22 protein-coding genes and 1 tRNA gene are annotated in these 26,026 nt (G+C 62.2%); 15 read left to right on the top strand and 8 right to left on the bottom strand.

What is annotated here, in order from left to right:
- Positions 1-30: 30 nt before the first annotated feature.
- Complete coding sequence (locus RY831_RS13440; RefSeq protein WP_326506867.1) at positions 31-1,245, bottom strand: nitrate/nitrite transporter; 1,215 nt, start codon at positions 1,243-1,245, stop codon at positions 31-33.
- Between the two features lie 272 nt (positions 1,246-1,517).
- Between RY831_RS13440 and nirB the strand changes: the two genes are divergently transcribed.
- The 9 genes from nirB (at position 1,518) to dnaG (ending at position 13,435) form a co-directional block, all read left to right on the top strand.
- Complete coding sequence (nirB, locus tag RY831_RS13435; protein WP_326506866.1) at positions 1,518-3,956, top strand: nitrite reductase large subunit NirB; 2,439 nt, start codon at positions 1,518-1,520, stop codon at positions 3,954-3,956.
- 51 nt (positions 3,957-4,007) lie between these two features.
- Complete coding sequence (gene nirD / locus RY831_RS13430; protein ID WP_326506865.1) at positions 4,008-4,361, top strand: nitrite reductase small subunit NirD; 354 nt, start codon at positions 4,008-4,010, stop codon at positions 4,359-4,361.
- Entirely contained in the window at positions 4,358-7,216 is a 2,859-nt protein-coding gene (locus tag RY831_RS13425; RefSeq protein ID WP_326506864.1) for a nitrate reductase, read from the top strand. The genes nirD and RY831_RS13425 overlap by 4 nt, the downstream gene beginning before the upstream one ends.
- Positions 7,217-7,431: 215 nt before the next feature.
- Positions 7,432-8,427, top strand: coding sequence for a DNA-binding protein YbiB (gene ybiB, locus RY831_RS13420; protein WP_326506863.1), 996 nt, complete (start codon positions 7,432-7,434; stop codon positions 8,425-8,427).
- On the top strand, positions 8,411-9,199 hold the full coding sequence (cobA, locus tag RY831_RS13415) for a uroporphyrinogen-III C-methyltransferase (protein ID WP_326506862.1): 789 nt from the start codon (positions 8,411-8,413) through the stop codon (positions 9,197-9,199). Before ybiB ends, cobA begins: the two co-directional genes overlap by 17 nt.
- 156 nt (positions 9,200-9,355) lie before the next feature.
- On the top strand, positions 9,356-10,555 hold the full coding sequence (locus RY831_RS13410; RefSeq protein WP_326506861.1) for a BaiN/RdsA family NAD(P)/FAD-dependent oxidoreductase: 1,200 nt from the start codon (positions 9,356-9,358) through the stop codon (positions 10,553-10,555).
- A gap of 107 nt (positions 10,556-10,662) precedes the next feature.
- Positions 10,663-10,875: a 30S ribosomal protein S21 gene (gene rpsU / locus RY831_RS13405; RefSeq protein WP_005665410.1), complete on the top strand. Its 213-nt coding sequence runs from the start codon at positions 10,663-10,665 to the stop codon at positions 10,873-10,875.
- Between the two features lie 196 nt (positions 10,876-11,071).
- On the top strand, positions 11,072-11,521 hold the full coding sequence (locus RY831_RS13400) for a GatB/YqeY domain-containing protein (RefSeq protein ID WP_326506860.1): 450 nt from the start codon (positions 11,072-11,074) through the stop codon (positions 11,519-11,521).
- 120 nt (positions 11,522-11,641) lie between these two features.
- Positions 11,642-13,435 (top strand): DNA primase, encoded by a 1,794-nt coding sequence (gene dnaG, locus RY831_RS13395; protein WP_326506859.1) that lies wholly within the window; start codon positions 11,642-11,644, stop codon positions 13,433-13,435.
- A gap of 170 nt (positions 13,436-13,605) precedes the next feature.
- Here dnaG and RY831_RS13390 read toward each other — a convergent pair whose 3' ends face one another.
- Complete coding sequence (locus tag RY831_RS13390) at positions 13,606-14,052, bottom strand: hypothetical protein (protein WP_326506858.1); 447 nt, start codon at positions 14,050-14,052, stop codon at positions 13,606-13,608.
- On the opposite strand from RY831_RS13390, the gene rpoD reads away from it, so the two are divergent.
- From rpoD to RY831_RS13370, 4 genes are all read left to right on the top strand, one after another.
- Positions 14,009-16,138, top strand: a complete 2,130-nt coding sequence (rpoD, locus tag RY831_RS13385; protein ID WP_326506857.1) for an RNA polymerase sigma factor RpoD — start codon at positions 14,009-14,011, stop codon at positions 16,136-16,138. The genes RY831_RS13390 and rpoD overlap by 44 nt on opposite strands.
- Before the next feature lie 124 nt (positions 16,139-16,262).
- Positions 16,263-16,341: transfer RNA gene (locus RY831_RS13380), tRNA-Ile, on the top strand.
- A 492-nt stretch (positions 16,342-16,833) separates the two neighbouring features.
- Positions 16,834-17,172, top strand: a complete 339-nt coding sequence (locus tag RY831_RS13375) for a DUF2778 domain-containing protein (protein WP_326506856.1) — start codon at positions 16,834-16,836, stop codon at positions 17,170-17,172.
- Entirely contained in the window at positions 17,169-17,435 is a 267-nt protein-coding gene (locus RY831_RS13370; RefSeq protein ID WP_326506855.1) for a hypothetical protein, read from the top strand. Before RY831_RS13375 ends, RY831_RS13370 begins: the two co-directional genes overlap by 4 nt.
- Positions 17,436-17,527: 92 nt before the next feature.
- Here RY831_RS13370 and RY831_RS13365 read toward each other — a convergent pair whose 3' ends face one another.
- Both RY831_RS13365 and RY831_RS13360 read right to left on the bottom strand, forming a co-directional pair.
- Complete coding sequence (locus tag RY831_RS13365) at positions 17,528-18,199, bottom strand: RES family NAD+ phosphorylase (RefSeq protein ID WP_326506854.1); 672 nt, start codon at positions 18,197-18,199, stop codon at positions 17,528-17,530.
- A complete protein-coding gene (locus RY831_RS13360) occupies positions 18,200-18,604 on the bottom strand; it encodes an MbcA/ParS/Xre antitoxin family protein (protein WP_326506853.1) in 405 nt (134 codons plus the stop codon).
- Between the two features lie 348 nt (positions 18,605-18,952).
- Here RY831_RS13360 and RY831_RS13355 point away from each other — a divergent pair, with 348 nt between their 5' ends.
- Positions 18,953-20,398 (top strand): DEAD/DEAH box helicase, encoded by a 1,446-nt coding sequence (locus RY831_RS13355; RefSeq protein WP_326506852.1) that lies wholly within the window; start codon positions 18,953-18,955, stop codon positions 20,396-20,398.
- Positions 20,399-20,433: 35 nt separating this feature from the next.
- Here RY831_RS13355 and gluQRS read toward each other — a convergent pair whose 3' ends face one another.
- A complete protein-coding gene (gluQRS, locus tag RY831_RS13350) occupies positions 20,434-21,306 on the bottom strand; it encodes a tRNA glutamyl-Q(34) synthetase GluQRS (protein ID WP_326507046.1) in 873 nt (290 codons plus the stop codon).
- Positions 21,307-21,452: 146 nt separating this feature from the next.
- Here gluQRS and RY831_RS13345 point away from each other — a divergent pair, with 146 nt between their 5' ends.
- Complete coding sequence (locus RY831_RS13345) at positions 21,453-22,151, top strand: pirin family protein (protein ID WP_326507045.1); 699 nt, start codon at positions 21,453-21,455, stop codon at positions 22,149-22,151.
- Positions 22,152-22,191: 40 nt separating this feature from the next.
- Here the strand turns inward: RY831_RS13345 and RY831_RS33535 are convergent, their stop codons facing one another.
- The 3 genes from RY831_RS33535 to RY831_RS13335 form a co-directional block, all read right to left on the bottom strand.
- Positions 22,192-22,860, bottom strand: a complete 669-nt coding sequence (locus RY831_RS33535; RefSeq protein WP_496196642.1) for a glycosyltransferase — start codon at positions 22,858-22,860, stop codon at positions 22,192-22,194.
- A 139-nt stretch (positions 22,861-22,999) separates the two neighbouring features.
- Positions 23,000-24,541 (bottom strand): glycosyltransferase family 4 protein, encoded by a 1,542-nt coding sequence (locus RY831_RS13340; RefSeq protein WP_326506851.1) that lies wholly within the window; start codon positions 24,539-24,541, stop codon positions 23,000-23,002.
- 534 nt (positions 24,542-25,075) lie between these two features.
- On the bottom strand, positions 25,076-25,837 hold the full coding sequence (locus RY831_RS13335; protein WP_437126271.1) for a glycosyltransferase family 4 protein: 762 nt from the start codon (positions 25,835-25,837) through the stop codon (positions 25,076-25,078).
- Positions 25,838-26,026 lie beyond the last annotated feature (189 nt).

Genomic DNA, 26,026 nt, shown 5'->3' with positions numbered 1-26,026 from the left:
AGCCACTGCCGTGGCTGGAGTCGCGAAGACCTAGATTTTTGCCGTCGTCATCGCAGCGCTGCCCCAGGTAGTGCGCCAGCGGTTCTTCACGAAGCTGAGGCCGACCAGCGCCGTCACCGCCAGCGCTGCGAAAATCGTCAGGCCGAGCTGGTAGCTGCCGGTGACCTGCTTCGAATAGCCGAGGCTGGATGCCAGGTAGAAGCCGCCGATGCCGCCGGCCATGCCGACCAGGCCGGTCATGACGCCGATCTCCTTGCGGAAGCGCTGCGGCACCAGCTGGAATACCGCGCCGTTGCCGGTGCCCAGCGCCAGCATGGCCAGCACGAACACGGCCAGCGCGCCAACGTAGGACTGCATGCCGAGGCTGGCGATGAACAGGAACAGGCCGGCCAGCACATACATGATAGACAGCGTCTTGATGCCGCCGATGCGGTCGGCGACGATGCCGCCCAGCGGGCGCACCAGCGAGCCGGCGAACACGCAGGCTGCGGTGAAGTATCCCGCCGTGACCGGCGACAGGCCGTACTGGCCGTTGAAATAGATCGTGAGCGAGGAAGCCAGGCCGGAGAAGCCGCCGAAGGTGACGCTGTAGAAGAACATGAACCACCATGCGTCCTTGTCCTTGAGCACATGCAGGTATTCGGTCAGCGACTTGGGCGGCGGCGCGGACGGCGCGTCCTTGGCGAAGGTCATGTAGACCGCGAACGCCACGCCCAGCGGAATCAGGCACAGCCCGAATACGTTCTGCCAGCCGAAAGCGATCGCCAGGGAGGGCGCAAACAGCGCCGCGAAGGCGGTGCCGGAATTGCCGGCACCGGCGATGCCCAGCGCGGTGCCCTGGTGCTCGGGCGGATACCAGCGCGAGGCGAGCGGCAGGGCCACCGCGAAGGCCGCGCCGGCGACGCCGAGCAGCACGCCCAGGGTCAGCATGTGTCCGTAGCTGGCCAGGTTGCCCAGCCAAGCCCATGCCAGGCCGGCGATGACCACGAGCTGGCCGATGGCGCCTGCCTTCTTGGGCTTGAGGTGATCGACCAGCACGCCCATGACGATGCGCAGCAGCGCGCCGGCCAGCAATGGCGTGGCCACCATCAGGCCTTTCTGGGCGGGCGTCAGGGCGAGATCCGTCGAAATCTGCACGGCGAGCGGGCCGAGCAGCACCCACACCATGAAGCTGAGATCGAAATAGAAAAATGAAGCGAGCAGGGTAGGCGTGTGTCCCGCCTTCCAAAACGACGTTGTTTTCACGATGCTCCTTTGCACCAGGGTTTGAGAGACTGCCATGCACTTATGCAAGCAGCATGCCACTGCGTTTGCGCGCGCGGGCGCCCGTCATGAGGCAAACCATGCCGTGATTAGGTGCGTTGTGAGGCATGAAGCCGCACGCCGCACCGGCGCAGTGCAAAACCGGAGCCGCCGCAGTGCGTTTTCCCACGCAATCGATTGGCATGCCTCCTGCTTAGAGACATGCATGTTTATCTTCAGGCTTCAATGGCGAGGCCACACGAGAGGGAGCTTTGATGAAGAAGCTGAAGTTAGTCATGGTGGGGAACGGCATGGCGGGCGTGCGCACGCTGGAAGAGCTGCTGAAGATCGCGCCGGATGTGTACGACATCACCGTGTTCGGTGCCGAGTCCTATGCCAACTACAACCGCATCCTGCTGTCGCCGGTGCTCGCCGGCGAACAGACCATCCAGGACATCATGCTCAACGATGTCGACTGGTATGAGCAGAACAACATCACTCTCCATCTCGGCAAAAAGATCGCCAAGATCGACCGCGTGCGGCGGCAAGTGATCGCGGAAGACGGCACGGTGGCGGAATACGACCGCTTGCTGCTCGCCACCGGCTCCAATCCATTCATCCTTCCGGTGCCCGGCAAGGATCTCGAGGGCGTGATTTCCTACCGCGACATCCAGGACACCAACGCGATGATCGAGGCCGCGCAGCAGCACAAGCACGCGGTGGTCATCGGCGGCGGCCTGCTCGGTTTGGAGGCGGCCAACGGCCTCAAGCTGCGCGGCATGGACGTGACCGTGGTGCACCTGCCGAACTGGCTGATGGAGCGCCAGCTCGACCCGGTCGCCGGCAAGATGCTGCAGAAGTCGCTGGAAGACCGCGGCCTGACCTTCCTGCTCGAAAAAAACACGAAAGAAATCGTCGGCGACGAGAACGGCCGCGTAAAAGCCATCCGCTTCACCGACGGCGTCGAAGTCCCGGCGCAACTGGTGGTGATGGCGGTCGGCATCCGGCCGAACACCGCGCTGGCGGAATCGGCTGGCCTCTACTGCAACCGCGGCATCGTGGTCAACGACACCATGCAGACCTACGATCCGCGCATCTATGCGGTCGGCGAATGCGTGAACCACCGCGGCACCGCCTACGGTCTGGTCGCGCCGCTGTTCGAGATGGCCAGGGTCTGCGCCAACCACCTCGCCAACTTCGGCATCGGCCGCTACCAGGGATCGGTGACTTCCACCAAGCTCAAGGTCACAGGCATCGACCTGTTTTCCGCCGGCGAATTCATGGGCGGAGAAGGCACCGAGGAAATCGTGCTGTCGGACCCGATAGGCGGCGTCTACAAGAAGCTGGTGATCAAGAACGACAAGCTGGTCGGCGCCTGCCTCTACGGCGATACCGTCGACGGCTCCTGGTATTTCAGCCTGCTGCGCGAAGGCCGCGACATCGGCGAGATCCGCGATACGCTGATGTTCGGCGAATCCAACACCGGCCGCCCCGGCGATGTCGGCCACGAGGGTTTCACCAAGGCCGCGGCCATGCCCGACACCGCAGAAGTCTGCGGCTGCAACGGCGTGTGCAAGGGCGCCATCGTCAAGGCCATCAAGGAGAAGGGCCTGTTTACGCTGGACGACGTGCGCAAGCACACCAAGGCATCGGCCTCCTGCGGTTCCTGCACCGGTTTGGTCGAGCAGATCATCATGTTCACCGCCGGCGGCGACTATTCGACCTCGGCCAAAGTCAAGCCGATGTGCGGCTGCACCGACCGCACCCACCAGGAAGTGCGCGATGCGATCAAGGTCAACAAATTGCTGACGATTTCCGGTGCGATGCATTTCCTCGAGTGGCGCACGCCGAACGGCTGTGCCAGCTGCCGGCCCGCGCTGAACTACTACCTGATCTCGACCTGGCCGCATGAAGCCAAAGATGACCCGCAGTCGCGCTACATCAACGAGCGCGCCCATGCCAACATCCAGAAGGATGGCACCTATTCCGTCATTCCCCGCATGTGGGGCGGCGAAACCACCGCGTCCGACCTGCGCCGCATTGCCGACGTTGTCGACAAGTACAACATCCCCACCGTCAAGGTCACCGGCGGCCAGCGCATCGACCTGCTGGGAGTGAAGAAGGAAGACCTGCAAGCCGTGTGGAAGGATCTCGACATGCCCTGCGGCCATGCCTATGCGAAGGCATTGCGCACGGTGAAGACCTGCGTCGGTTCCGAGTGGTGCCGCTTCGGCACCCAGGATTCCACGCTGATGGGCCAGCAGCTCGAACGAGCGCTGTGGAAGATGTATGCGCCGCACAAGGTCAAGATCGCCGTCTCCGGCTGCCCGCGCAACTGCGCCGAATCCGGCATCAAGGATGTGGGCGTGATCGGCGTCGACTCCGGCTGGGAAATCTATGTGGGCGGCAACGGCGGCATCAAGACCGAGGTTGCGCATTTCTTCGTCAAGCTCAAGACGCACGAGGAAGTGCTCGAATATTCCGGCGCCTTCCTGCAACTGTACCGCGAAGAAGGCTGGTATCTCGAACGCACCGTGCATTACCTCGCTCGCGTCGGCCTGGAGCATGTGAAGCAGAAGGTGCTGGAAGACGCGGAAAACCGCAAGGCGCTTTACGAGCGGCTGCTGTTCTCGCTGGAAGGCGAGCCAGATCCCTGGCATGAGCAGGACAAGGCCCAGGTCGATGCGCGCCAGTTCATGCCGCTGACGGCCTGATCCGGCAGGCTCCTACGATTCAACGGAATTCAAGCAAAGCAAAGGGACCCCATGTCGCAACAATGGAAAGCCGTCTGCAACGTCGCAGACATCCCCGTGCTCGGCGCACGGGTGGTCAATCGGGCAGCGAAGCCGGATGTGGCCATTTTCCGCAACGGCGAAGACAAGATTTTCGCGCTGCTCGACCGCTGCCCCCATCGCGGCGGCCCGCTGTCGCAGGGCATCGTATTCGGCGAGCGCGTCGCCTGCCCGCTGCACAACTGGAACATCGAGCTCGATTCCGGCTGCGCCGCTGAGCCGGATGAAGGCTGCACGCCGAAGTTCAGCGTCAAGGTGGAAGACGGCAAGGTCTTCCTGGACCTGAACGAACTCCAAACCCTTGCAACGGAAATCGAGGCGGCATGAATGAAACAATCAGCGCCGTCATTCCTGCTGTACTAAACAAGCCGGAAACCAAACCCGCCGCTGGCGCGCGGACGGAAACCAAAGCCACCTGCTGCTATTGCGGCGTGGGTTGCGGCGTCATCGTGGAAAGCGACGGCCAGCAAGTGACCGGCGTGCGCGGCGACCCGGACCATCCGGCCAATTTCGGCCGCCTGTGCACCAAGGGCAGCACCCTGCACCTGACCGCCAGCCCGGTGCTCCAGCAGCAGGTGCGCGCACTGCATCCGGAAATGCGCTTCCGGCGCGATGCGCGGCGCGAGCGTGCATCCTGGGAATCGACGCTGGACTACCTTGCGCGCCACGTGGATGAAACCGTTCGCCGGCACGGGCCGGACAGCATCGGCTTCTACATTTCCGGGCAGCTGCTGACCGAGGACTATTACGTCTTCAACAAGCTGGCCAAGGGTCTGATCGGCACCAACAACATCGATACCAATTCCCGCCTGTGCATGTCGAGCGCGGTGGCCGGGTACAAGCAGACGCTGGGTGCCGATGCGCCGCCGCCCTGCTACGAGGATATCGAGCAGGCGCAGCTGCTGTTCATCGTCGGTTCCAACACCGCGTATGCGCATCCCATCCTCTACCGCCGCATCGAGGAAGCGCGCAGGAAGAATCCGGCGCTCAAGATGATCGTCGCCGACCCGCGCCGCACCGACACCGCGCGCGACGCCGACCTGTTCCTGCCCATTCTGCCAGGCACCGATGTCGCACTGTTCAACGGCATGCTGCACATCTGCCTGTGGGAAGACCTGGTCGATGCGGAATACATCGACTCCCATACCGAAGGCTTCGCGGAACTCAAGAGCATCGTGCGCGACTACACGCCGAAGTTCGTGGCCGAGACCTGCGGTATCCGCGAAGAGGATCTGGTCACGGCGGCCCGGTGGTTCGGCCAGTCGAAAGCGGCGCTGTCGCTGTATTGCCAGGGCTTGAACCAGTCGGCTTCCGGCACCGCCAAGAATGCGGCACTCATCAATCTGCATCTCGCAACGCACCAGATCGGCAAGCCGGGAGCGGGGCCGTTCTCGCTGACCGGGCAGCCGAACGCAATGGGCGGGCGCGAGGTCGGCGGCATGGCTAACCTGCTGTCCGCGCATCGCGATCTCGCCAATCCCGAACACCGCGCCGAGGTGGCGCGCCTGTGGGGCATCGACGAAGTGCCCGCGAAGCCCGGCAAGACCGCCGTGGAAATGTTCGAGGCGGTGCGCACGGGCGAGATCAAGATCATCTGGATTGCCTGCACCAACCCCGCCCAGTCCATGCCCGAGCAGGCGCTGATCCGCGAAGCGCTGCGGCATGCCGAACTCGTCATCGTGCAGGAAGCGTACAAGACCACGGCAACCGCCGACTATGCGGATGTGCTGCTGCCGGCAACGACATGGAGCGAAAAGGAAGGCACGGTCACCAATTCCGAGCGGCGCATCACCCGTTTCAAGCCGGTGCTGCCCAAGCCCGGCGAGGCCCGGCACGACTGGGAAATGGTGATCGATTTCGCGCGCAGGCTGGAGGTGCGCATGGGTAGGGGCAGGGACGGGACTCGCAGCCTGTTTCCGTATGAGGGCGTCGAGCAGATATGGAACGAGCACCGCGAATCCACGCGCGGTCGCGATCTCGACATCACCGGATTGACTTACCAGATACTGGAACAGCAGGGGCCGCAGCAATGGCCTTTCCCGGAAGGTGCAACCGAAGGTAGTAAGCGCCTGTACGAAGACGGTGTTTTCCCGACCGCAAGCGGCAGGGCGCGCTTCGTGCCGACCGTCTATCAGCCGGTGGTAGAAAAAGCCGATGCGCGCTTCCCGTTCGGCTTGACTACCGGCCGCCTGCGCGACCAGTGGCACGGCATGAGCCGCACCGGCACCGTGGCGCAATTGTTCTCGCATGCCTCCGAGCCCGCGGTCCTGATGTCGCGCCAGGACATGGAGCGGCGCATGATGGCCGACGGCGACCTGGTCCACGTGACCAGCCGGCGCGGCTCGCAGATCCTGCCGGCGCTGGCGAGCGAAGACATCCGCGCAGGGCAGGCCTTCATCGGCATGCACTGGGGCGAGGAATATGTGTCGGGCCGAGGGAATGACGGCAACGGCAGCCATGGCGTCAACGCTCTGACCGTGGCGGCGTACTGCCCGAGTTCCAAGCAGCCGGAACTCAAGCATGCGGCGGTCAAGATTCTGAAGGCGGAACTGCCGTGGCGCTTCCTGGTGTTCGGCTGGATCGACGCTTCCCAGGCGCTGACCCTGCAGGCGAGCCTGCGGCCGCTGATGCGGAGTTTTGCCTATGCATCCTGCACGCTGTTCGGCCGCGACAAGGTCGGCGTGCTGTTCCGCGCCGCGGACGACTATCCGGCCGCGGCCGAGCTGGTCGGCGATATCGAAGCCCGCTTCGGCATCGCCGGCGCAGAGGTGCTGCGCTACGACGATGCCAGGCGGGGCACGTCGCGGCGCGTCCGCTTGCAGGACGGCAGGCTGGCGGCGGTGTCGCTCGCCGGCGATACCTCGGCAGAACACTGGCTCAAGGAGTACCTGGAAAGCGAGCAGCCGGTCGCCGCACTAGGACGCCTGCTGCTGATGCCATCGGCCAAGGCGCCGCAGGGGTTCAAGGCGCGAGGGCGCATCGTCTGCAACTGCTTTAATGTTGCGGAAAGTGAAATCGACGAAGCGCTGGCCGGGCAGGACGGGATCAACGAGGGCACGCCGGAAGTCGTTCTTGCTTCGCTGCAGGGCAAGCTCAAGTGCGGCACGAATTGCGGGTCGTGCGTGCCGGAGCTGAAGAAGATCATTCTGGTGAAGAGTCCGGCGGGGAAGGTGGCGGCGTAGGCGGAGAGAGTATTCCCTTCCTTGCAGGGGCGGTCGGCGGGATAAACCTAGCCAAGTGCTGAAAAGAACACTCCTTCCCTTTCAAGGGGGAGGTTGGGAGGGGGATGGGGTTTATGCAGCCTGAAGTAACCCATCCCCACCCCAGCCCTTTCCTTGAAGGGGAGGGAGCCTTCTTACTCTTCGCACCCGCCTGCACTTCGTAGTACCCTTCCGCCATGAACCCGATATCAGACTCACCCGACTCATTCCCCGCCGCCCGTTTCATCAAGGAAATCGGGCGCGGCAAGAAAGGCGCGCGCAGCATGTCGCGCGACGACGCGCGCGACCTGTACGCCGCCATGCTGGAGCGCCGCGTTTCCGACCTGGAACTCGGCGCCATCGTTCTCGCGATGCGCATCAAGGGCGAATCGGTGGACGAGATCGCCGGCTTCCTCGATGCCGCCGAAGCCTCGTTCGAGCCGCTGCTATTGCCGCCAGCGGAGTACGCGCCCATCGTCATCCCCAGCTACAACGGCTCGCGCAACATCCCCAACCTCACGCCGCTGCTTGCCATGCTGCTTGCGCGGCGCGGCGCGCCGGTGCTGATCCACGGCGTGTCCAATGACCCGGGGCGCGTGACCACCGCGGAAATCCTCGCCGAGCTCGGCCTGCGTCCCGCGCACTCGCATGCCGAAGCCGCCGCCGGCTTCGCCCGCCGCGAGCCCGTCTTCATGCCGGTGGAAGCCTTGGCGCCGCGCATGGCAGGCCTGCTGGCATTGCGCGGCATGCTCGGCGTGCGCAACTCGACCCACACGCTGGTCAAGATCATGCAGCCGTTCACGGGACCGGCGCTGCGGCTGACCTCGTACACCCACCCGGAATACCTGGAGATGCTGTCCGCCTATTTCGAGACGGCGGCGCCGGTGGAGCGCGGCGATGCCTTCCTGATGCGCGGCACCGAAGGCGAAACCGTGGCCAATCCGAAGCGGGCCCAGCAGATCGAGTGGTTCCACCGGCATCAACGCACGGTGCTGGTGCAAAAACAGGAGCCGGTGGACGAAATGCCGCCGCTGCCGCACTCAAGTGATGCGACAACGACCGCGAAATGGATCGCACAGGCCATCGAAGGCGGGCAACCCGTGCCTGCACCCATCCTCGAACAGGTGGAACACTGCTTGCATGTAGCGAAGCATCTACATGCAACAACGGTGTTCCATGAAAACGCAGAATAAATTCGCGCAGGGTAAAGTCGCTCTGGTAGGCGCCGGTCCGGGAGATCCCGAACTGCTCACGCTCAAGGCCGTCAAGGCCATCTCTCGAGCCGACGTGCTGCTGGTCGACGATCTCGTCAATCCCGAGATTCTCGACCATGCCCGCTTCGATGCGCGCATCGTTCATGTCGGCAAGCGCGGCGGCTGCCAGTCGACGCCGCAGGAATTCATCGAGCGCCTGATGATCGCGGACGCCCGCGCAGGCCATTTCGTGGTTCGCCTCAAGGGCGGCGACCCCTTCATCTTCGGCCGCGGCGGGGAAGAGCGCGCGCACCTGCTCGCCGCCGGCATCGAGGTCGATGTCATTAACGGCATCAGCAGCGGCCTGGCCGCGCCTTCGTCCATCGGCATCCCGCTCACCCACCGCGACTGGAGCCAGGGCGCGGTGTTCGTCACCGGGCACGGCAAGACTGCTGACGCCAATCCCGATTGGGCCGCGCTTGCCAGGCTCGACATGACGCTCGTGATCTACATGGGCGTCGCGCGCAGCAGCGACATCCAACAGGCCCTGCTGGCGGGCGGCAAGGCTGCCTCGACGCCGGTCGCCGTCATTCATGCGGCCACCTCGGCATCCCAGGCGCAACTGGTGACCACGCTGGGCGAATTGCCAGAGGCGCTGGCCGAATCCCGGCTGGCCAGCCCGAGCATCATCGTGATCGGCGATGTGGTGCGCTGCGCTTCACAGGACGTGTTTCATCAACTGATGGCAAAGCCGGAGCGCGTGGCCGGCTGAACCGCACGGCTGAACTGTTTTCCTCCTCGTTCAAGAGATGTCATTTCGGCCACGGTATCTTCGTGGCCGTTTTTTTGCCGTGGGCGAGTCCGACGCATCTCAATGGATAAGGCAGGGTGCGCTTACAATCATGGCTTCGTCTGAATTCAACAAGCCATGCAAAACCAGTTTGACCTTGCCGTGATCGGCGCCGGCGCCGCCGGAATGATGTGTGCCGCCGTCGCCGGCCAGCGCGGCAAGAAAGTGGTGCTGATCGACCATGCCGCCAAGCTCGCTGAAAAGATCCGCATCTCCGGAGGCGGGCGATGCAATTTCACCAACCTGCATGCCGGGCCGCAGAATTATGTTTCCGCCAATCCGCATTTCTGCCGCAGCGCCCTGTCGCGCTATACCGCGCAGGATTTCCTGGCGCTTGTGAAGCGCTATCGCATCGCGTACCACGAAAAGCACAAGGGCCAGCTCTTCTGCGATCATTCCGCCGAGCAGATCATCGACATGCTCAAGGCGGAATGCGATGCGGGCAAGGTGGCTTGGCGCATGCCATGCACCGTCGAAGCCGTCGGCAAGGACGGTGATATCTTCAGGCTCGATACCAGTGCCGGCCAGATCCATGCGGCCCATGTCGTGATCGCCACGGGCGGCTTGTCGATACCCAAGATCGGCGCAACCGATTTCGCATTCCGCATCGCGAAGCAGTTCGGGCTCAAGCTGATCGATCCGAAGCCAGGACTGGTGCCGCTGACTTTCGATGCCAATGCCTGGGAGCCGTTCGTCCCCTTGTCCGGCATCGCGCTGGAAGTCGACATCGAAACCGGCCAGAAGAAATCCCGCATGCAGTTCCGCGAGGATCTGCTGTTCACGCATCGCGGCCTTTCCGGGCCGGGCGTGCTGCAGATCTCCAGCTACTGGGACTCCGGCACGCCGATCGCCGTCAACCTGGTGCCGGAAACCGATATTGCCGAAGCGCTCATTCAGAACAAGGCCGTATCAAAAAAGAATATCGGCAACCTGCTGCCGCAGTGGCTGCCTGGCCGTCTGGCGGAAGGCATGCTGGCGTTGAACGGCGTCCGGCCCGATGCCCGTCTTGCCGACATGCCGGACAAGCAATTGCGCAAGCTCGGCGAATCCATCAACCGCTGGCTGCTGACGCCCAACGGTTCCGAAGGTTACCGCAAGGCCGAAGTCACGCGCGGCGGCGTGGATACCCGCGAACTCTCGCAGCAGACGATGATGACAAACAAGGTGCCCGGGCTGCACTTCATCGGGGAAGCGGTCGATGTCACCGGCTGGCTCGGCGGATACAACTTCCAGTGGGCATGGGCTTCCGGTGTGGCCGCCGGCTTGTCGATTTCATAATGGAGTTGGCCGCGCCGCGACATCCAAACGAAAATCTTTGCTTCGGCGAGCGAAGCTGCTATACTCGCCGTCTTCCTTATAAAACCCTCGGTTAGAGTTAGACTTACATGACCACAATTCGCCTTAAAGAAAACGAGCCGTTCGAAGTCGCCATGCGCCGCTTCAAGCGGACCATTGAGAAAACCGGTTTGCTGACAGAATTGCGTGCGCGTGAGTTCTACGAAAAGCCGACCGCCGAGCGCAAGCGCAAGCTCGCAGCCGCCGTGAAGCGCCATTACAAGCGCATCCGCAGCCAGCAGCTGCCGAAGAAGCTCTACTGATTTTCGTTGCCGCACTCAGTGTGCGGTAATGTGCCGACCCGCTCCGGAAACATGCCGCAGCGGGTTTTGTTGCTTACATGAATTGTTAATTGCATATCGGGTTGGCATGCGCTTCCCTGCTTCTCGGTATGGAGGGGCGCGGCGGTCCGCCGGCTTTCCTTCCCCCGACTGCAATGACTTGCTTACTGGAGAAAAAATGAGCCTGAAAGAGCAGATCACCGAAGACATGAAAGCGGCAATGCGCGCCAAGGACACCGGCAGGCTCGGAACGATCCGCCTGCTGACTGCCGCGATGAAGCAAAAGGAAGTCGACGAGCGCATCGAACTGACGGATGCCCACGTTCTCGCCATTATCGAAAAGATGATCAAGCAGCGCAGGGATTCCATTTCCCAGTTCGAGGCGGGCGGTCGCCAGGATCTGGCCGACATTGAAAAAGCGGAGCTGGCCGTGCTGTCGGCTTACATGCCTCCGGAATTGTCGGAAGCCGAAATTTCCGGCGAGGTCGCCGCGGCAATTGCCCAGACCGGTGCGGCAGGTCCGCAGGACATGGGCAAGGTGATGGGCGTGCTCAAGCCCAAGCTGGCCGGCCGCGCCGATATGACGGCGGTGTCCGCCGTGGTAAAACGGGCCTTGTCCACGGCTTGACGATGTCATGGAGCAGCGGCAACACTTTTAAATTGCCGCTTTGTCTCCATCTGAGCTGCACGGCCCGGGCTGCTGTCATCCAGCCCGGATTCCCAAGGACATCTTGCCAACCGCACCGCCGTGATTCCACAATCGTTCATTCAGGATTTGCTCAACCGTGTCGACATCGTTGATGTTGTCGGTCGTTACGTGCAATTGAAGAAGGGCGGCGCGAATTACATGGGCTTGTGCCCATTTCACAACGAGAAATCCCCCAGTTTCACTGTCAGCCCGACCAAGCAGTTTTACCATTGCTTCGGTTGCGGCGCCCATGGCACGGCAATCGGTTTCCTGATCGAGTATTCCGGCCTTGGCTTCGTGGAAGCCGTCAAGGACCTTGCCCAGGGCGTGGGCATGATCGTTCCCGAACAGGACAAGCTGCCGCCGGCCCAGCGCGCCGAGGTGCAGGCAAAAAGCATGGCCTTGTCCGAGGCAATGATGAAGGCATCGGATTACTACCGGCAGGAATTGCGCGGCGCGCAGAATGCCATCGGCTATCTGAAGAATCGCGGATTGACTGGCGAGATCGCCGCCCGTTTCGGCCTGGGTTACGCTCCTGACGGCTGGGACAACCTGCGCACGGTGTTTTCGGACTACGATGCCCCGGCGCTGGTGGAAGCGGGCCTCGTCATCGATCGCAGCGAAGAGGAAGGCGGCGGCCGCAAGCGCTATGACCGGTTCCGCGACCGCATCATGTTCCCGATCCGCAACACCAAGGGCCAAGTCATTGGGTTCGGTGGCCGCGTACTCGAGAGCGGCGAGCCCAAATACTTGAATTCCCCGGAAACACCCTTATTTCAAAAGGGTCTTGAACTGTACGGCCTGTTCGAGGCGCGGCAGGCCATTCGCGAAGCAGGCTACGTTCTGGTAACCGAAGGCTACATGGATGTTGTTGCATTGGCGCAACTGGGTTTTCCGCAGGCCGTAGCCACGCTCGGTACCGCATGCACGAGTACCCATGTGCAAAAGCTGCTGCGGCAAACGGATCACGTGATCTTCAGTTTCGATGGAGATGCCGCCGGCCGCCGTGCGGCGCGCCGCGCACTGGAAGCCTGCCTGCCTTATGCCGGCGACGACAAGACTCTGAAATATCTGTTCCTGCCCGCCGAGCATGACCCAGACAGCTACGTGCGCGAGTTCGGTGCGCAGGCGTTTGAACAGCAGGTGCGCGACGCGATGCCGCTGTCGCAATTCCTGCTCAAGGAAGTCACCCAGGATAACGACTTGAGCAACCCTGAAGGAAGGGCGCGGGCCCAGTTCGAAGCCAAGCCCCTGCTGCAGGCAATGCCGCCGTCAGGCTTGCGCCTGCAGATCGTGCGGGGCCTGGCGCAGATGACCCAGACCACGCCCGCCGAAATCGAGGCATTGTTCGAGCTGGCCCAGCCTGTTGCCCGAACCCGCGTTGCGCCGCCGCGCACCAAGCGCACGCCGCCGATGGGCCTGGAACGGCAGATGATCCGCCTGCTCGTCGCGCATCCGGCCCTGGCTGCGGGAGTGGATCAGGCGGCAATCGACGCAGTGGCGCAGCTTTCGCCGGACAATGCGGCCATGCTCACGCAGCTGCTAGAAGCGTGCTGGGCATTGGGCGACAACGCCCACTTCGCGGCACTCGCCGAGCAATTGAAATCGGCCGCTGCCGACTTTGATTCCCTGATCGGGGAGATCGCCGCGGAGGTCGAGTCCGAGCCGGAAGCGGCCCGTCTTGAGCTTGCCGGAGCTATACGACAGACTAAAATGCAAGTATTGAAAGCGGAGATGGAACGGCTCGCAAGCACCGGCCTGTCAACAGAAGAGGCGCGTAACCGTTATCGGGAATTGATGCAGCAGCAGGAGCAACTCCGAAGACAGGCAGAGGTCGAAGCAACATCGCGGTAGTTGACAACATGGCTTTGAATTGGAGAAACATTGCGCTGTATGCTATCATTAAAAGCTTTTGATTCAAGGTCTTAGGGTGTTTTTCGGCCTTTGGCCGGCAAAATGATCGAGAACATGCAGCGCGGGCGAATGCCGAGCCAGGATTGCAAATCGGCTCCACCAAGCTTAATTCACTCGGCGCACGAGGGTAGTCCAGTTGGTAGTGATTCCATGGCAAACGCAATGAAAAAAACCGCGAATTCGAGTGTAACGGCAAAAAATGCCGCTTCGGCTGCAACTAAGTCTGCCTCCGGCAAGTCGATGGCAAAGCCCGCCGAAAAGCAGACCGCTTCCGCCTCATCCGCAAGCAAGGCAAAGACGCCGAACAAAGCCGCGACGAAAGACGTCGCCAAAGTAGCGCCGACGACCGCGACTGCAAGCATGTCAAAGGCGAAACCTTCATCCAGAGCCGCCGAACCGACGGCTCCCGAGAAATTGAAAGAACCCGTGACAAACAAGAAAACCGAACCCAAGACAGCCAGCAAGCCAGCCAAGGTCGCGCCGGCGGCGGAAGCCAAGTCGGAGAGCAAAGTAATGGCGGTCAGCCAGACAACCGATGCCGCGGCGTTGGCTGCCATCGACACGTCCGGATATGTTTTGCCATCAGTCAAGGTGCCGGGCCGTCGCGGTCGCAAACCGAAGGACTTCCAGCCCGAAAACGATGAAGTCGCGGCGCTCAACGCTGTCGAACGCGCCGAGCTCAAGGCGGCCGACAAGGCCAAGGCCAAGGACCGCAAGGCCAAGGAAAAGGCCTTGCTCAAGGATGCATTCTCCGACAGCGAGGCTTCGGAAGAGGAACTCGAGCAGCGCCGGCAGAAGCTCAAGTCGCTCATCAAGCTGGGCAAGGACAGGGGCTTCCTGACCTACTCGGAAATCAATGACCACCTGCCCGAAAACATCGTTGACCCCGAAGCCATCGACGGCATCATCGGCACCTTCAACGACATGGGCATTGCCGTGTACGAGCAGGCGCCGGACGCCGAAACGCTGCTGCTGTCCGACAGCGTTGCCTCCGGCGCCAGCGACGATGATGCCGAGGCCGCCGCGGAAGCCGCGCTGTCGACGGTCGATTCCGACTTCGGCCGCACCACCGATCCGGTCCGCATGTACATGCGTGAGATGGGTTCGGTCGAGCTGCTGACGCGCGAAGGCGAAATCGAGATTGCCAAGCGCATCGAAGACGGCCTCAAGGACATGATCCAGGCGATCTCCGCCTGCCCGACCACGATCGCCGAAATCCTGGCGGCCGCTTCCCGTATCGAGAAGGACGAGATGAAGGTGGACGAGATCGTGGATGGACTCGTCGACCCGAATGCCTCTGAAGAAGTTGCGCCTCCGCCCGTCGTCGCCTCCGAGGAAGAGGAAGAGGACGAGGAAGGAGACGAGGAAGACGAAGAGGAAGAAGACAACAGCGGCGGCGGTGCTGCCGGCTTCTCCGCGGAGCAGCTCGAACAGCTCAAGCGCGATTCGCTCGCCAAGTTCGAGGAAATCTCGAGCCAGTTCGACAAGATGCGCAAGGCCTATGAGAAGGAGGGCTATAACTCCAAGCCCTACGTCAAGGCCCAGGAAACGATTTCTAACGAGCTGCTGTCGATCCGCTTCACCGCGAAATTCGTCGAAAAGCTTTGCGATACCCTGCGCGGCCAGGTCGATGAAGTGCGCCACATCGAGAAGCAGATCCTCGATGTCGCGGTCAATCGCTGCGGTATGCCGCGCGCGCATTTCATCAAGGTCTTCCCGGGGAACGAAACCAACCTGGACTGGATCGACGGCGAAGTCTCGGGAAATCATTCCTACAGCGCGGTCCTTGGCCGCAACGTGCCGACCATCAAGGAACTTCAGCAAAAGCTGATCGACCTGCAGGCGCGCGTCGTGCTGCCGCTGCCCGATCTTCGCAACATCAACAAGAAGATGGCGGCCGGCGAGATGAAGGCGCGCAAGGCCAAGCGCGAAATGACGGAAGCCAACCTGCGTCTCGTGATTTCCATCGCAAAGAAATACACCAACCGCGGCCTGCAGTTCCTCGACCTGATCCAGGAAGGCAATATCGGCCTGATGAAGGCCGTGGACAAGTTCGAATATCGCCGCGGTTATAAATTCTCGACATATGCGACATGGTGGATCCGTCAGGCCATCACACGTTCGATCGCCGATCAGGCGCGCACCATCCGTATTCCGGTGCACATGATCGAAACGATCAACAAGATGAACCGCATCTCGCGCCAGATCCTGCAGGAAACCGGTGCCGAGCCCGATCCCGCGACGCTGGCAATCAAGATGGAGATGCCGGAAGATAAGATCCGCAAGATCATGAAGATCGCGAAAGAACCGATCTCCATGGAGACGCCCATCGGCGACGATGACGACTCCCATCTTGGCGACTTCATCGAAGACAACAACACGCTGGCCCCGGCCGATGCGGCCCTGCATGCATCGATGCGCGGCGTGGTCAAGGACGTCCTCGATTCGCTGACGCCGCGCGAAGCCAAGGTGCTGCGCATGCGCTTCGGCATCGAAATGTCGACCGACCATACGCTGGAAGAAGTCGGCAAGCAGTTCGACGTGACTCGCGAGCGTATCCGCCAGATAGAAGCCAAGGCGCTGCGCAAGCTGCGTCATCCGTCCCGCTCCGACAAGCTGAAGAGCTTCCTCGAAGGCAGTTAAGGCAGGGCGGCCGGGTCGATGCAAATCATCCGGCCACCACTTGCAGCTTGCTCAAAGTTTCTTGGCAAGTTGCAAATGAGCCTAGCTGTATAGTGCTTCTTTGGAATAAAATGTCTGCCTTCCAGGGCCTCTAGCTCATGCTTGGTTAGAGCAGCGGACTCATAATCCGTTGGTGCCGTGTTCGACTCACGGGAGGCCCACCAGAATATGTTGCAAGGACAAAGGGTTACAGGTTGATTCCTGTAACCCTTTTATTTTGGAAGTATCGATCAGCAAGGGACTGCGCCCTTCATGTTCAGGCAGTTTCAACAGCGCTTCGTCTTATAACTGCTTCGTCTCCGTGAGCCTTCGCTTGAATTGCATTTGGATGTGCTACGGCGTCACACGCCTTTCCAACCTTTATTGCCTTATCTCTCAACCCTGATAATGCGCTGACGATGTATCGGACGAGCTCCTCGTTTTAACTTGGATCCTTCCGTGACTATCGCCACAAAATCTGTTGCATAAAAATAATTGATAAAATAAACATTAATTTGCATCCTTGGGTTTATCGGAGGACTAAGCAATGATGACCTGGAGTTTCAAATTGAATGGGAAGCCCAAAAGCGCTCTGACATGCGGAGCGTCTTCCTTTCCAGCTTTTTCCGGAATGGACAACTACAGAAACGACCTGCGTTTCCAATGCATGTCAGGTAATGGGCCCATACCAGTTGGTACCTAATTACATTCTTCAACGGGAATCAGGTGGCAGGCTGGAATGGCTGCGTGAACTCTGGAGCGGAAACAATAAAAAGGAATGGTTCGCGTTGTACGCTGCGGACGGAAAAGTTGATGACGAATTATTTTGCAACAAGGTCAAGCAGGGTGCATTTCGTTTACATCCGAAAGGCCCGCTTGGCATTAGTGAGGGTTGCATTACGATTGATAGCAGCACCGACTTTATGAGGATCAGTCACATGCTCAAGCACAGCGTGCTTGAAAAGGTACCCAACAGCGAAATTCTCGCATTTGGAAAAGTCACGGTCGTGTCATGAAAGCTGTCTTCAAAGTCGTGGGATTGTTGGCTTGGCTTGTTCTGCTTTTATTCTGTTACGGCGCTATCTGGAACCGGAATCCTGAAGGTTTTTTCCCTGTCCCGCCTGAGCCGGTCAACAACTGGATTGCAAGCCGCCTTCTTGCCGGGTTCAATATCGAAGACAAAACAGACATTCTTGTTCTCTCGTACTCGTTTGTCGTATCGTGCTGCATTACGCTTTGCATTTGGCTGGTCTTCAGGCTTTGGAAAAGGATTCGCTGAAACTGATGCGACAATTCTCAGAGAACTTTTATTTTCAAGAATGGGGCGAGTGCAGCCCAGTACTTGCCAGGAAATGATGAAGGCCTAGCCGTTCACATCACCTTCTCATACACCCCCGAAAACCCCGCCCCATCCCATTGATAAAGCATCTGGCTGCCATGCCGGCAGTTGGAGAGGATGGCGGTGCGAAACGCGGCGATGCACTGTCCGTCCGGGTCCCTTACGCTGCGATATGCCAAGCCGTTGGCACCTTCCTGGCGCAGCGATTTTCCGATCCCCTGCGCCACGCCGTAGGCTTGCGGATCATAGACGGCGTGATCCGGCTCCAGTGCGCGCAGATCATGCAGCCAGCCCGCGACCTCCACATGATAGACCCGCATCTGCAGCTGTATCGGGCCTTCATTGGTGGCCTTGAGGAAGCGTCCCTGATGGTAGGTGGTTTCGGCGATCGCGGTCCGCTTCTGGAAGGCGGCGTAGAACACGCCATAGCTGCCGTCGCTGAAGCGGCTGCCTGCGGGATTCAGGTGGGTGAACGCCGCCATGATCGGCCCGCATCCCGGTCCGAAAAGCCGCTCTTCCTTCGGTACCAGTTCGATCTCGCCGATCTCGTCGCGAATGCGGTCGTTGGTCATTGCTTCCAGTGCGTACAGGGCATCGAAGTCCTCGGCCGACGCGACGCGGTCGAACAGGTTGATGGTGGGGAAGCGGGTAGGGATGATGCGATAGGCGGGATGCCAATCGATGCGCGCCAGCGGATACGTCATTCAACCACCGCGCATGGCATCAAGATACTGGCGGACGACATAGAGATCCGCGACATTGCCTGAAAGCATGCGCTGCAGGGCGCTTTTGCCGCCGAAGATGGAGGCACTGTTGGGTTTGTGGATCCAGTGATCGGCCACCTCGGGATCGGGCAGGAGAATCTGCAGCGCCTTGTAGATGCCGAGAATGTAGGAAATCCGCTCCAGGGTATCGCGTCCGAGGCGTGCCGCTTCCGGCTCCTTCTTCCACTTGTAAAAAGTCGAGCGCGGCGGATTTCCAAGCAGTACCAGCTGCATGTCCATATCCAGCCGCCACAGGCGCGCAATGTTGTCAAATGCGCGGATGGCGGCGGGGGACATCGCGTCCGGACTGATACCTGCTGCAACATATGGATAACGCACAGCCATGGAAATTTCACTGAATACTATGGAATGAAATCAATTTATTCCATAATTGGAAAAATTGCAAAGTAAATTCCAAAACTGGATTATATTGGCGCCGGAACTGAAACTTTCTGCAATTTTTCCGCCTTGGCGTGGTCATAGAAAGTCGCGATTTCATCTTTCTTCATTCCAAGCCTGCTGTCATCAAGTCGACAAAACAACGGTGTATAAACGCAGGCGTATAATGAAGGGTTGTTCATACAGACAGCACCCGAAGCACCCGGGGCATTGAAGCATCCGACGCTTCCAGGCCGCATCGGGATGCCGTGCTTAACCGTACCACTCGGCCCATCCGGCCCATCGATAGCGATTATGTCAGACACCCTGTTAGCACCCACGCAACCTGCCACGCCTGCGGTCCGCTTTGAAGACTTCGGACTCTCGCCCGACATCTTGCGCGCGCTTGCCGACCAAGGTTATGTTCACCCGACCCCGATCCAGGCGGAAGCGATTCCCATCGTCCTCCAGGGCCGCGACGTCATGGGCGCAGCACAAACCGGGACCGGCAAGACCGCCGGCTTTTCCCTGCCCATCATCCAGCTGCTGCTCGCGCATGCCAGCACCAGCGCATCGCCGGCACGGCACCCGGTGCGCGCCCTGATCCTCACGCCCACGCGCGAACTCGCCGACCAGGTCGCCGACAACGTGAAGGCCTACTCCCGCCACACGCCGCTGCGCTCCACCGTGATCTTCGGCGGCGTCGACATGGCGCCGCAGACCGCGGCCCTGCGCAGCGGCGTCGAGATCGTGATCGCCACGCCTGGCCGCCTGCTTGACCATGTGCAGCAGAAGACGCTGAACTTGTCGCAGACGCAGATTCTCGTGATGGACGAGGCCGACCGCATGCTCGACATGGGCTTCCTGCCCGACCTGCAGCGCATCATCAACCTGCTGCCGAAGCAGCGCCAGAACCTGATGTTCTCGGCCACCTTCTCGCCCGAGATCAAGAAGCTGGCCAACAGCTTCCTAAAGAACCCGGTCACCATCGAAGTCGCGCGCAGCAATGCCACCGCCGACAACGTCACGCAGATGCTGTTCAAGGTCGAGGAAGACGCCAAGCAGGACGCGGTGGCCCACATCATCCGCACGCGCGGCCTCAAGCAGGTGATCGTGTTCTCCAACACCAAGATCGGCGCATCCCGCCTGTCGCGGCACCTAGAAAAGGAAGGCGTCAAGGCGTCGGCCATCCATGGCGACAAGACCCAGACCGAGCGCATGGCGGCGCTGGAAGCCTTCAAGCAGGGCACCATTGAAGTGCTGGTGGCGACCGATGTCGCGGCCCGCGGCCTGGATATCGCCGAACTGCCCTGCGTGATCAACTTCGACCTGCCTTACAACGCGGAAGACTACGTCCACCGTATCGGCCGCACCGGCCGCGCCGGCGCGTCAGGCGATGCGATTTCCCTGTTCACCGACAAGGATGCACGGCTGCTGACCGACATTGAAAAGCTGATCAAGCACACCATTGCGCGCCAGACGCTCACCGGTTTCCTGCCGCAGCGTTCGTCGGACCGCAGGCCGCCGCGCCACGAGGAAGGCGAAGAGCGCTCCGGCGGCAGCGCGCCCCGGGGCGCAAGCCAGTATGGCCGCAGCTCCCATTCGCCGCGCAAGGAAAAGATCGACCCCTGGTTCCTGAAGCCTTACGAACCCGCCGCGCCGACGCCGCAATCGGACAACGGCAACGGAGCCGACCAGGGCAACGGCAAGCCGCCGAAGGTCAAGGTGGCGGCACTGCTGGGCGGCCTGCAGAAGCGCTAGTCCAACAGCTAACAATCAACGATTTTCAGGCGGTATCAATCCCCGAACCGCCTGCGCCAGCCGTGCAGCGCGGCTTGCCAAAACTGCTCGACCGTGCCAACGCCGCCGTTCATCGGCAATTCCAGAGTGGCGGCCGCCCGCACAAGTTCCGGCAATGGCTTCGCAACATCCAGCGCCAGCGCGCCGGTCTGCTTGGATAACTTCTCTCCCGCCGCATTGGTCACCACCGGAACATGCAGGTAGCGCGGCGTCGGCGCGCCGAGCAGCCGTTGCAGGTAGATCTGGCGCGGCGTGGAATCGAGCAGGTCGGCGCCGCGCACAATGTCGGTCACCCGCTGGTCGGCGTCATCCACCACCACCGCAAGCTGGTAGGCCCAGAAACCGTCAGCCCGCCTGAGCACGAAATCCCCCGCCTCGGATGGCAGATGCTGCGACACTTCGCCCTGCCAGCGGTCGACGAAGCCGATGCGGCAATCATCGGCAATGCGCAGCCGGTAAGCGCGCGCAGCCTTTCCTTCCATTAACCCGTTGCGGCAAGTTCCCGGATACACGGCTGCGCCGTCGCTCGCCACCCCGATGCGCGAATCCGCGATTTCCCTGCGCGTACAGCCGCAGGCATAGGCGTGGCCGCCGAGGCGGGCGAAGGCGGCCTCGTACAGCGCCTTGCGGCGGCTCTGCCAGACGACTTCGCCGTCCCAGCGCATGCCGAATGCCTGCAGGCATTGAAGGATGGCCTCGTCCGCGCCCGGCACCGTGCGCGCCTCGTCGATGTCCTCGATGCGAACCAGCCATGTTCCCTGATGCATGCGCGCGTCGAGATAACTCGCCATCGCGGCGACAAGCGAGCCCATGTGCAGAGGGCCGGTGGGGGAGGGGGCGAAGCGGCCGATGTAAGCGGTCTGGTTCATGCGGGGATAGAATTCGTCGGAAAGTGCCGATGCGGTTGCCGACATTGTAAGCCGGCGGATCATCCCAATCTGGTTCGATGGCGGCAATGCCGTGAATAGCATGCATGCCACCAATGCCACCACTGCCCAATGGAAAGGATGCCAACATGATCGAACTGCGCAGGAGCGAGGAGCGGGGCCATGCGAACCACGGATGGCTGGATTCGTACCACAGCTTTTCCTTCGCCGATTATTACGACCCGGAACACATGGCCTTCGGCCCGTTGCGGGTGATCAACGAAGACCGTATCGACGGCGGCACCGGGTTCGGCGCCCATGGCCATCGCGACATGGAGATCATCAGCTATGTCCTGGAAGGCGAGCTGGCGCACAAAGACAACATGGGCAACGGCAGCGTAATCCGCCCCGGCGACGTGCAGCGCATGAGCGCGGGGCGCGGCATCATGCATTCCGAATTCAATCATTCCAAGGACAGCCGGGCGCACTTCCTGCAGATATGGATCGAGCCAAACCGCTTCGGCATCCAGCCCGGCTACGAGGAAAAGCGCTTCGAGCCTGAGGAGAAGCGGGGCCGGCTGCGCCTGATCGCGAGTCCGGACGGCAGCGACGGCTCCGTCACGATTCACCAGGATGCGCGGGTGTATGCGGGCTTGTTCGATGGGATGGAAAGCGCCGCATTTGACGTGTCGCCTGGGCGCCGTGTTTATGTGCACGTTGCCCGGGGCGAGGTCAGCATCAACGGCACGCCGCTCAAGGCAGGCGATGCGGTGAAGGCAGTCGGCGAAGACCGGATCGAGATCCTGAACGGGCGGCAAGCCGAAGTGCTGGTCTTCGATTTGAATTGAAGCCGCCTAGCCCCGCCCGCCTGTACCGCCTGTTTAAGTTTTAATATCGACCTTGATGACGTCGAGCAGGGCGCGGGCGCTCTGTTTCCAGGTCACGGTGGGAATCTGTNATGCTGCTGGCGGCGCCGGCGATGTTGACGACGCGATCGGGTTCGATGCCGAGAATGCGGATCGCATCGTCGCGCGTGGCATCGGAAATGGCCAGCAGGAGGTCGAACTCCTTCAGCGCCTCCAGCCGCCGCTCGTACCACTTCCTGACCACCGGCGAGCCCAGGTAATGGGAATGAAACAGCCAGGGAATGAAATCGTAGACGACCGCCACGCGCATCATCGCTGGCAGGGAGCGGTGCGGCAAGGCGACAATGGGTTCGTCTTCGAACAGGCCGGCATAGAGAATGGCGTCCGGCGCTATCGCCTGGTAGGCATGGTGAATCAGCGCGGTGGCAACGGCGGAATCGCTATTGCTGTCGAACTGGGTTCCGGAAATAGGCGTGTGGGTAAAACAGGCGAAATGGCTGCGCGGCAGGAGATCCCCGATCGAGTGCCGCAAGTCGTTGGCGCTGGCCGTATACAGTCCGTTGGCAATCCCGTACATGTCGTGCCCGCCCCGTAGCCGGGCCATCGTTTCCAGGAGGGATTGCGTGAAGCGGCCAATGCCGCGGTAGCGCGAAACGGTCTGGCAAGGGAAGAGATCGAATAGTAGTCGCATTGTGATGGCTTGTTAATACACGCAGGTGACTGACGGAGCGTGTCGAAATTCAACGATGTTCAACGCATCTCGCCGGGCGGGGACTTGCAGCTCCAAAGCGAGCAAGTGGCCCGCCCGGCGGGAATGCCTTCATCGCAAATCAGGGCGACTGGATGCCGATGACGTCGAGCAGGGCGCGTGCGCTCTGCTTCCAGGTCACGGTGGGAATCTGCGCCGCCATCTCCAGCCTCTGCTCGGCCGGCATCGCCGCAAACTCCGTCACCGCCTGCGCCAGGTGCCCCGGATGCTCCAGCGAGAAGTAGCGCGCTCCGGCCCCGCCGACTTCACGGAACACCGGAATATCGCTCGCCAGCGCCGGCACCCGGTGCAGCGCCGCCTCCACGATCGGCAGGCCGAACCCTTCCGCCACCGAGGCCGCGATCAGCCCGGTCGCCGCCGCATAGCACAGGTTGATCTCGGCATCGGTGAAGCGTTCGATGAAGAACAGCCGCTTGCCAAGTTCGGGATGAGTGCGGATGTGATCGAGCGTGTGGGCATCGAGCCAGCCGATCGAGCCGGCCATGCACACCCGCGCCGTGCTGCCCTGCTGCCACAGCTGCTCGAACGCCTGCAGTGCAAACGCATGGCCCTTGCGCGGCTCCAGCGTGCCCACCATCAGGAACAGCGGACTCGCGGTGTTGGCGGTGTCTTCCAGCATGCGCCGCACCTCGTCGCGCACGGCCGACTCGCTGCTGCGCACGGTCAGGTCCGCGCCCAGCGGCCAGTGCGTCACTTCCAGCTGACGCGGCATGGGCAGCTGGTGTTTCGCGATATAGGCGCGCACCTCATCGGCCACCGCGCCGGAAATGCACAACAGCATGTCGCTGTGCTGCACGGCCAGCGGGAACCAGCTCTCGAACACCCGCACCAGCGCCGGAATGCAGGTATGCGGCAGCTGCAGCGGAATCAGGTCGTACACCACGGTGACGATGCGTCCGCCGAGCTGGCGCACGGCCTGGAACACCGGGGCGAAGTCGGCATACTGCTCCCAGGAGGAATCGATCATCAATAGCGTGTCGCCCGGCTGCACCGTCACTTCCAGCGCCTGCAGGCTGTCGGCGGGCACGCCGAACAGCGAGGCCACGACACCGGGGGCGCGCCACAGCTTGCCCTCGTGCTGGCGCACCAGTTCCACGGGCTGGCCGGGGCTGGCCATGCGCAGGATCTCGCTGGCGATGTTGCGCACCACGCGCTGGATGCCGCTGCCCAGGTCGGAGCGGGCCAGCTGGGTGACATCGATGAGCAGGCGCGGCTGCTTGCGCAGGCGCCAGTTGCTGGCGGCATGGGCGGCAATGGCCTGGAGCTGGTCGTCGCCGGGCGAAGTGCCTGCCAGCGCATCGGCCAGGTTCGACAACGTATGGCGCTGGCTGGCATCGATGGCGGACGCGATGGCGGCGCGATACGTGTCGATATCGACGCCTCCTTCACCGCGCAGCACGGCCGCGGGCGGCAGCCAGGCGCCGGGATTGGCCGACTGCAGGGCATCGAGCTGAGCCTGGTCGAACACCAGCAGACGGTCCGCGCCTTCGATGATGCGGCGGTTGAGCGTCAGGCCAAGCTCGCTTGCCGGTACGCCATCGTGTTCCAGGCAAGCCAGCCAGCCCTGCAGCCCATGGCAATACAGCACTTCCTGCTGCAGCACGGTCTGNCATCGGCCAGGTTCGACAACGTATGGCGCTGGCTGGCATCGATGGCGGACGCGATGGCGGCGCGATACGTGTCGATATCGACGCCTCCTTCACCGCGCAGCACGGCCGCGGGCGGCAGCCAGGCGCCGGGATTGGCCGACTGCAGGGCATCGAGCTGAGCCTGGTCGAACACCAGCAGACGGTCCGCGCCTTCGATGATGCGGCGGTTGAGCGTCAGGCCTGCCGGCTGGCCATCGCGTTCCAGGCAAGCCAGCCAGCCCTGCAGCCCATGGCAATACAGCACTTCCTGCTGCAATACAACCTCCTTGCCCGGCTGCCGCGACAGCGCCAGCACCGGCTCGGCCAGCGCCACGTCATGCAGCACCGCCAGCCCGCCGGACTGCTCGATGAGCGGCAGCATGGCGGCATGGCTGGCATGGTTGTCGAGCTGGTAAACCACGGTATCGTAGAGCACGCGGCGCGACGCCAGCTCGCCCTGCGGCAGCATCCGGCAGCCCGGCACCGGCGCAACCTCCTGCAAGGCGGCGTCATCGACGAACAGGTCGATATCCATGTGTTCGGCCAGCCGGGGCAGCACGTCCTGGCAGTGCAGCGTGGCACGCGCCCCGGGCAGCATCGGGCAGGCCACGGCAATGCGCGCGCGGGCCAGCGGCACATGATGCCGCAGCGGTTGCNATGTGTTCGGCCAGCCGGGGCAGCACGTCCTGGCAGTGCAGCGTGGCACGCGCCCCGGGCAGCATCGGGCAGGCCACGGCAATGCGCGCGCGGGCCAGCGGCACATGATGCCGCAGTGGCTGGGTGGCGCGGTTGGCCAGGCGCTGCTCGATGGCCTGCCATGCCAGGGTGGCGGTGCGTTCCCAGCTGAAGTCCCTGGCGCGCTCGATGCCGTAGGCGGCCAGTTCCTCGCGCCAGGCGTCGTCGGTGAGCACATGCTGCAGGGCGGCGGTGATGGCGGCCGTATCCTTGGCATCGAACAGCACGTCGCTGCGGCCCATGACTTCGGGAATGGACGAGTTGTTGGCGGCGATGACGGGCGCGCCGCAGGCCATGGCCTCGAGCGCGGGCAGGCCGAAGCCCTCGTAGAGCGAAGGGAAGACGAAGACCTTGCAGCGGTTGTAGAGGGAGATCAGGTCGTGGTCGGAGATGTGTCCGGTGACGACGACTTCATCATCGGCCAGGCCGAGGGCCTGTGTGCGGCGGCGGAAGTCGTCGAGGTTGCCGACCTGGTTGAGCACGAGCTGGTGGGCTTGCCGCAGCGGTGCGGGGAGTGCGGCATAGGCGCGCAGCATGCCGTCCATGTTCTTGCGGTAGTCGACATTGCCGGTATAGAGCACGAAGGGGCGGCTGATGCCGAAGCGGGCGGTGTCGGCGCATTCATGGTGCGCCAGGCGGCGGAAGATGCTGCTGGCGGCGCCGGCGATGTTGACGACGCGATCGGGTTCGATGCCGAGAATGCGGATCGCATCGTCGCGCGTGGC

Origin of the sequence: Noviherbaspirillum album (assembly GCF_035916955.1) — a bacterium.
Lineage (GTDB): Bacteria > Pseudomonadota > Gammaproteobacteria > Burkholderiales > Burkholderiaceae_D > Noviherbaspirillum > Noviherbaspirillum album.
The sequence above is the reverse complement of the archived record's forward strand: the minus strand, read 5'-3'. Positions and strand labels throughout refer to the sequence as shown.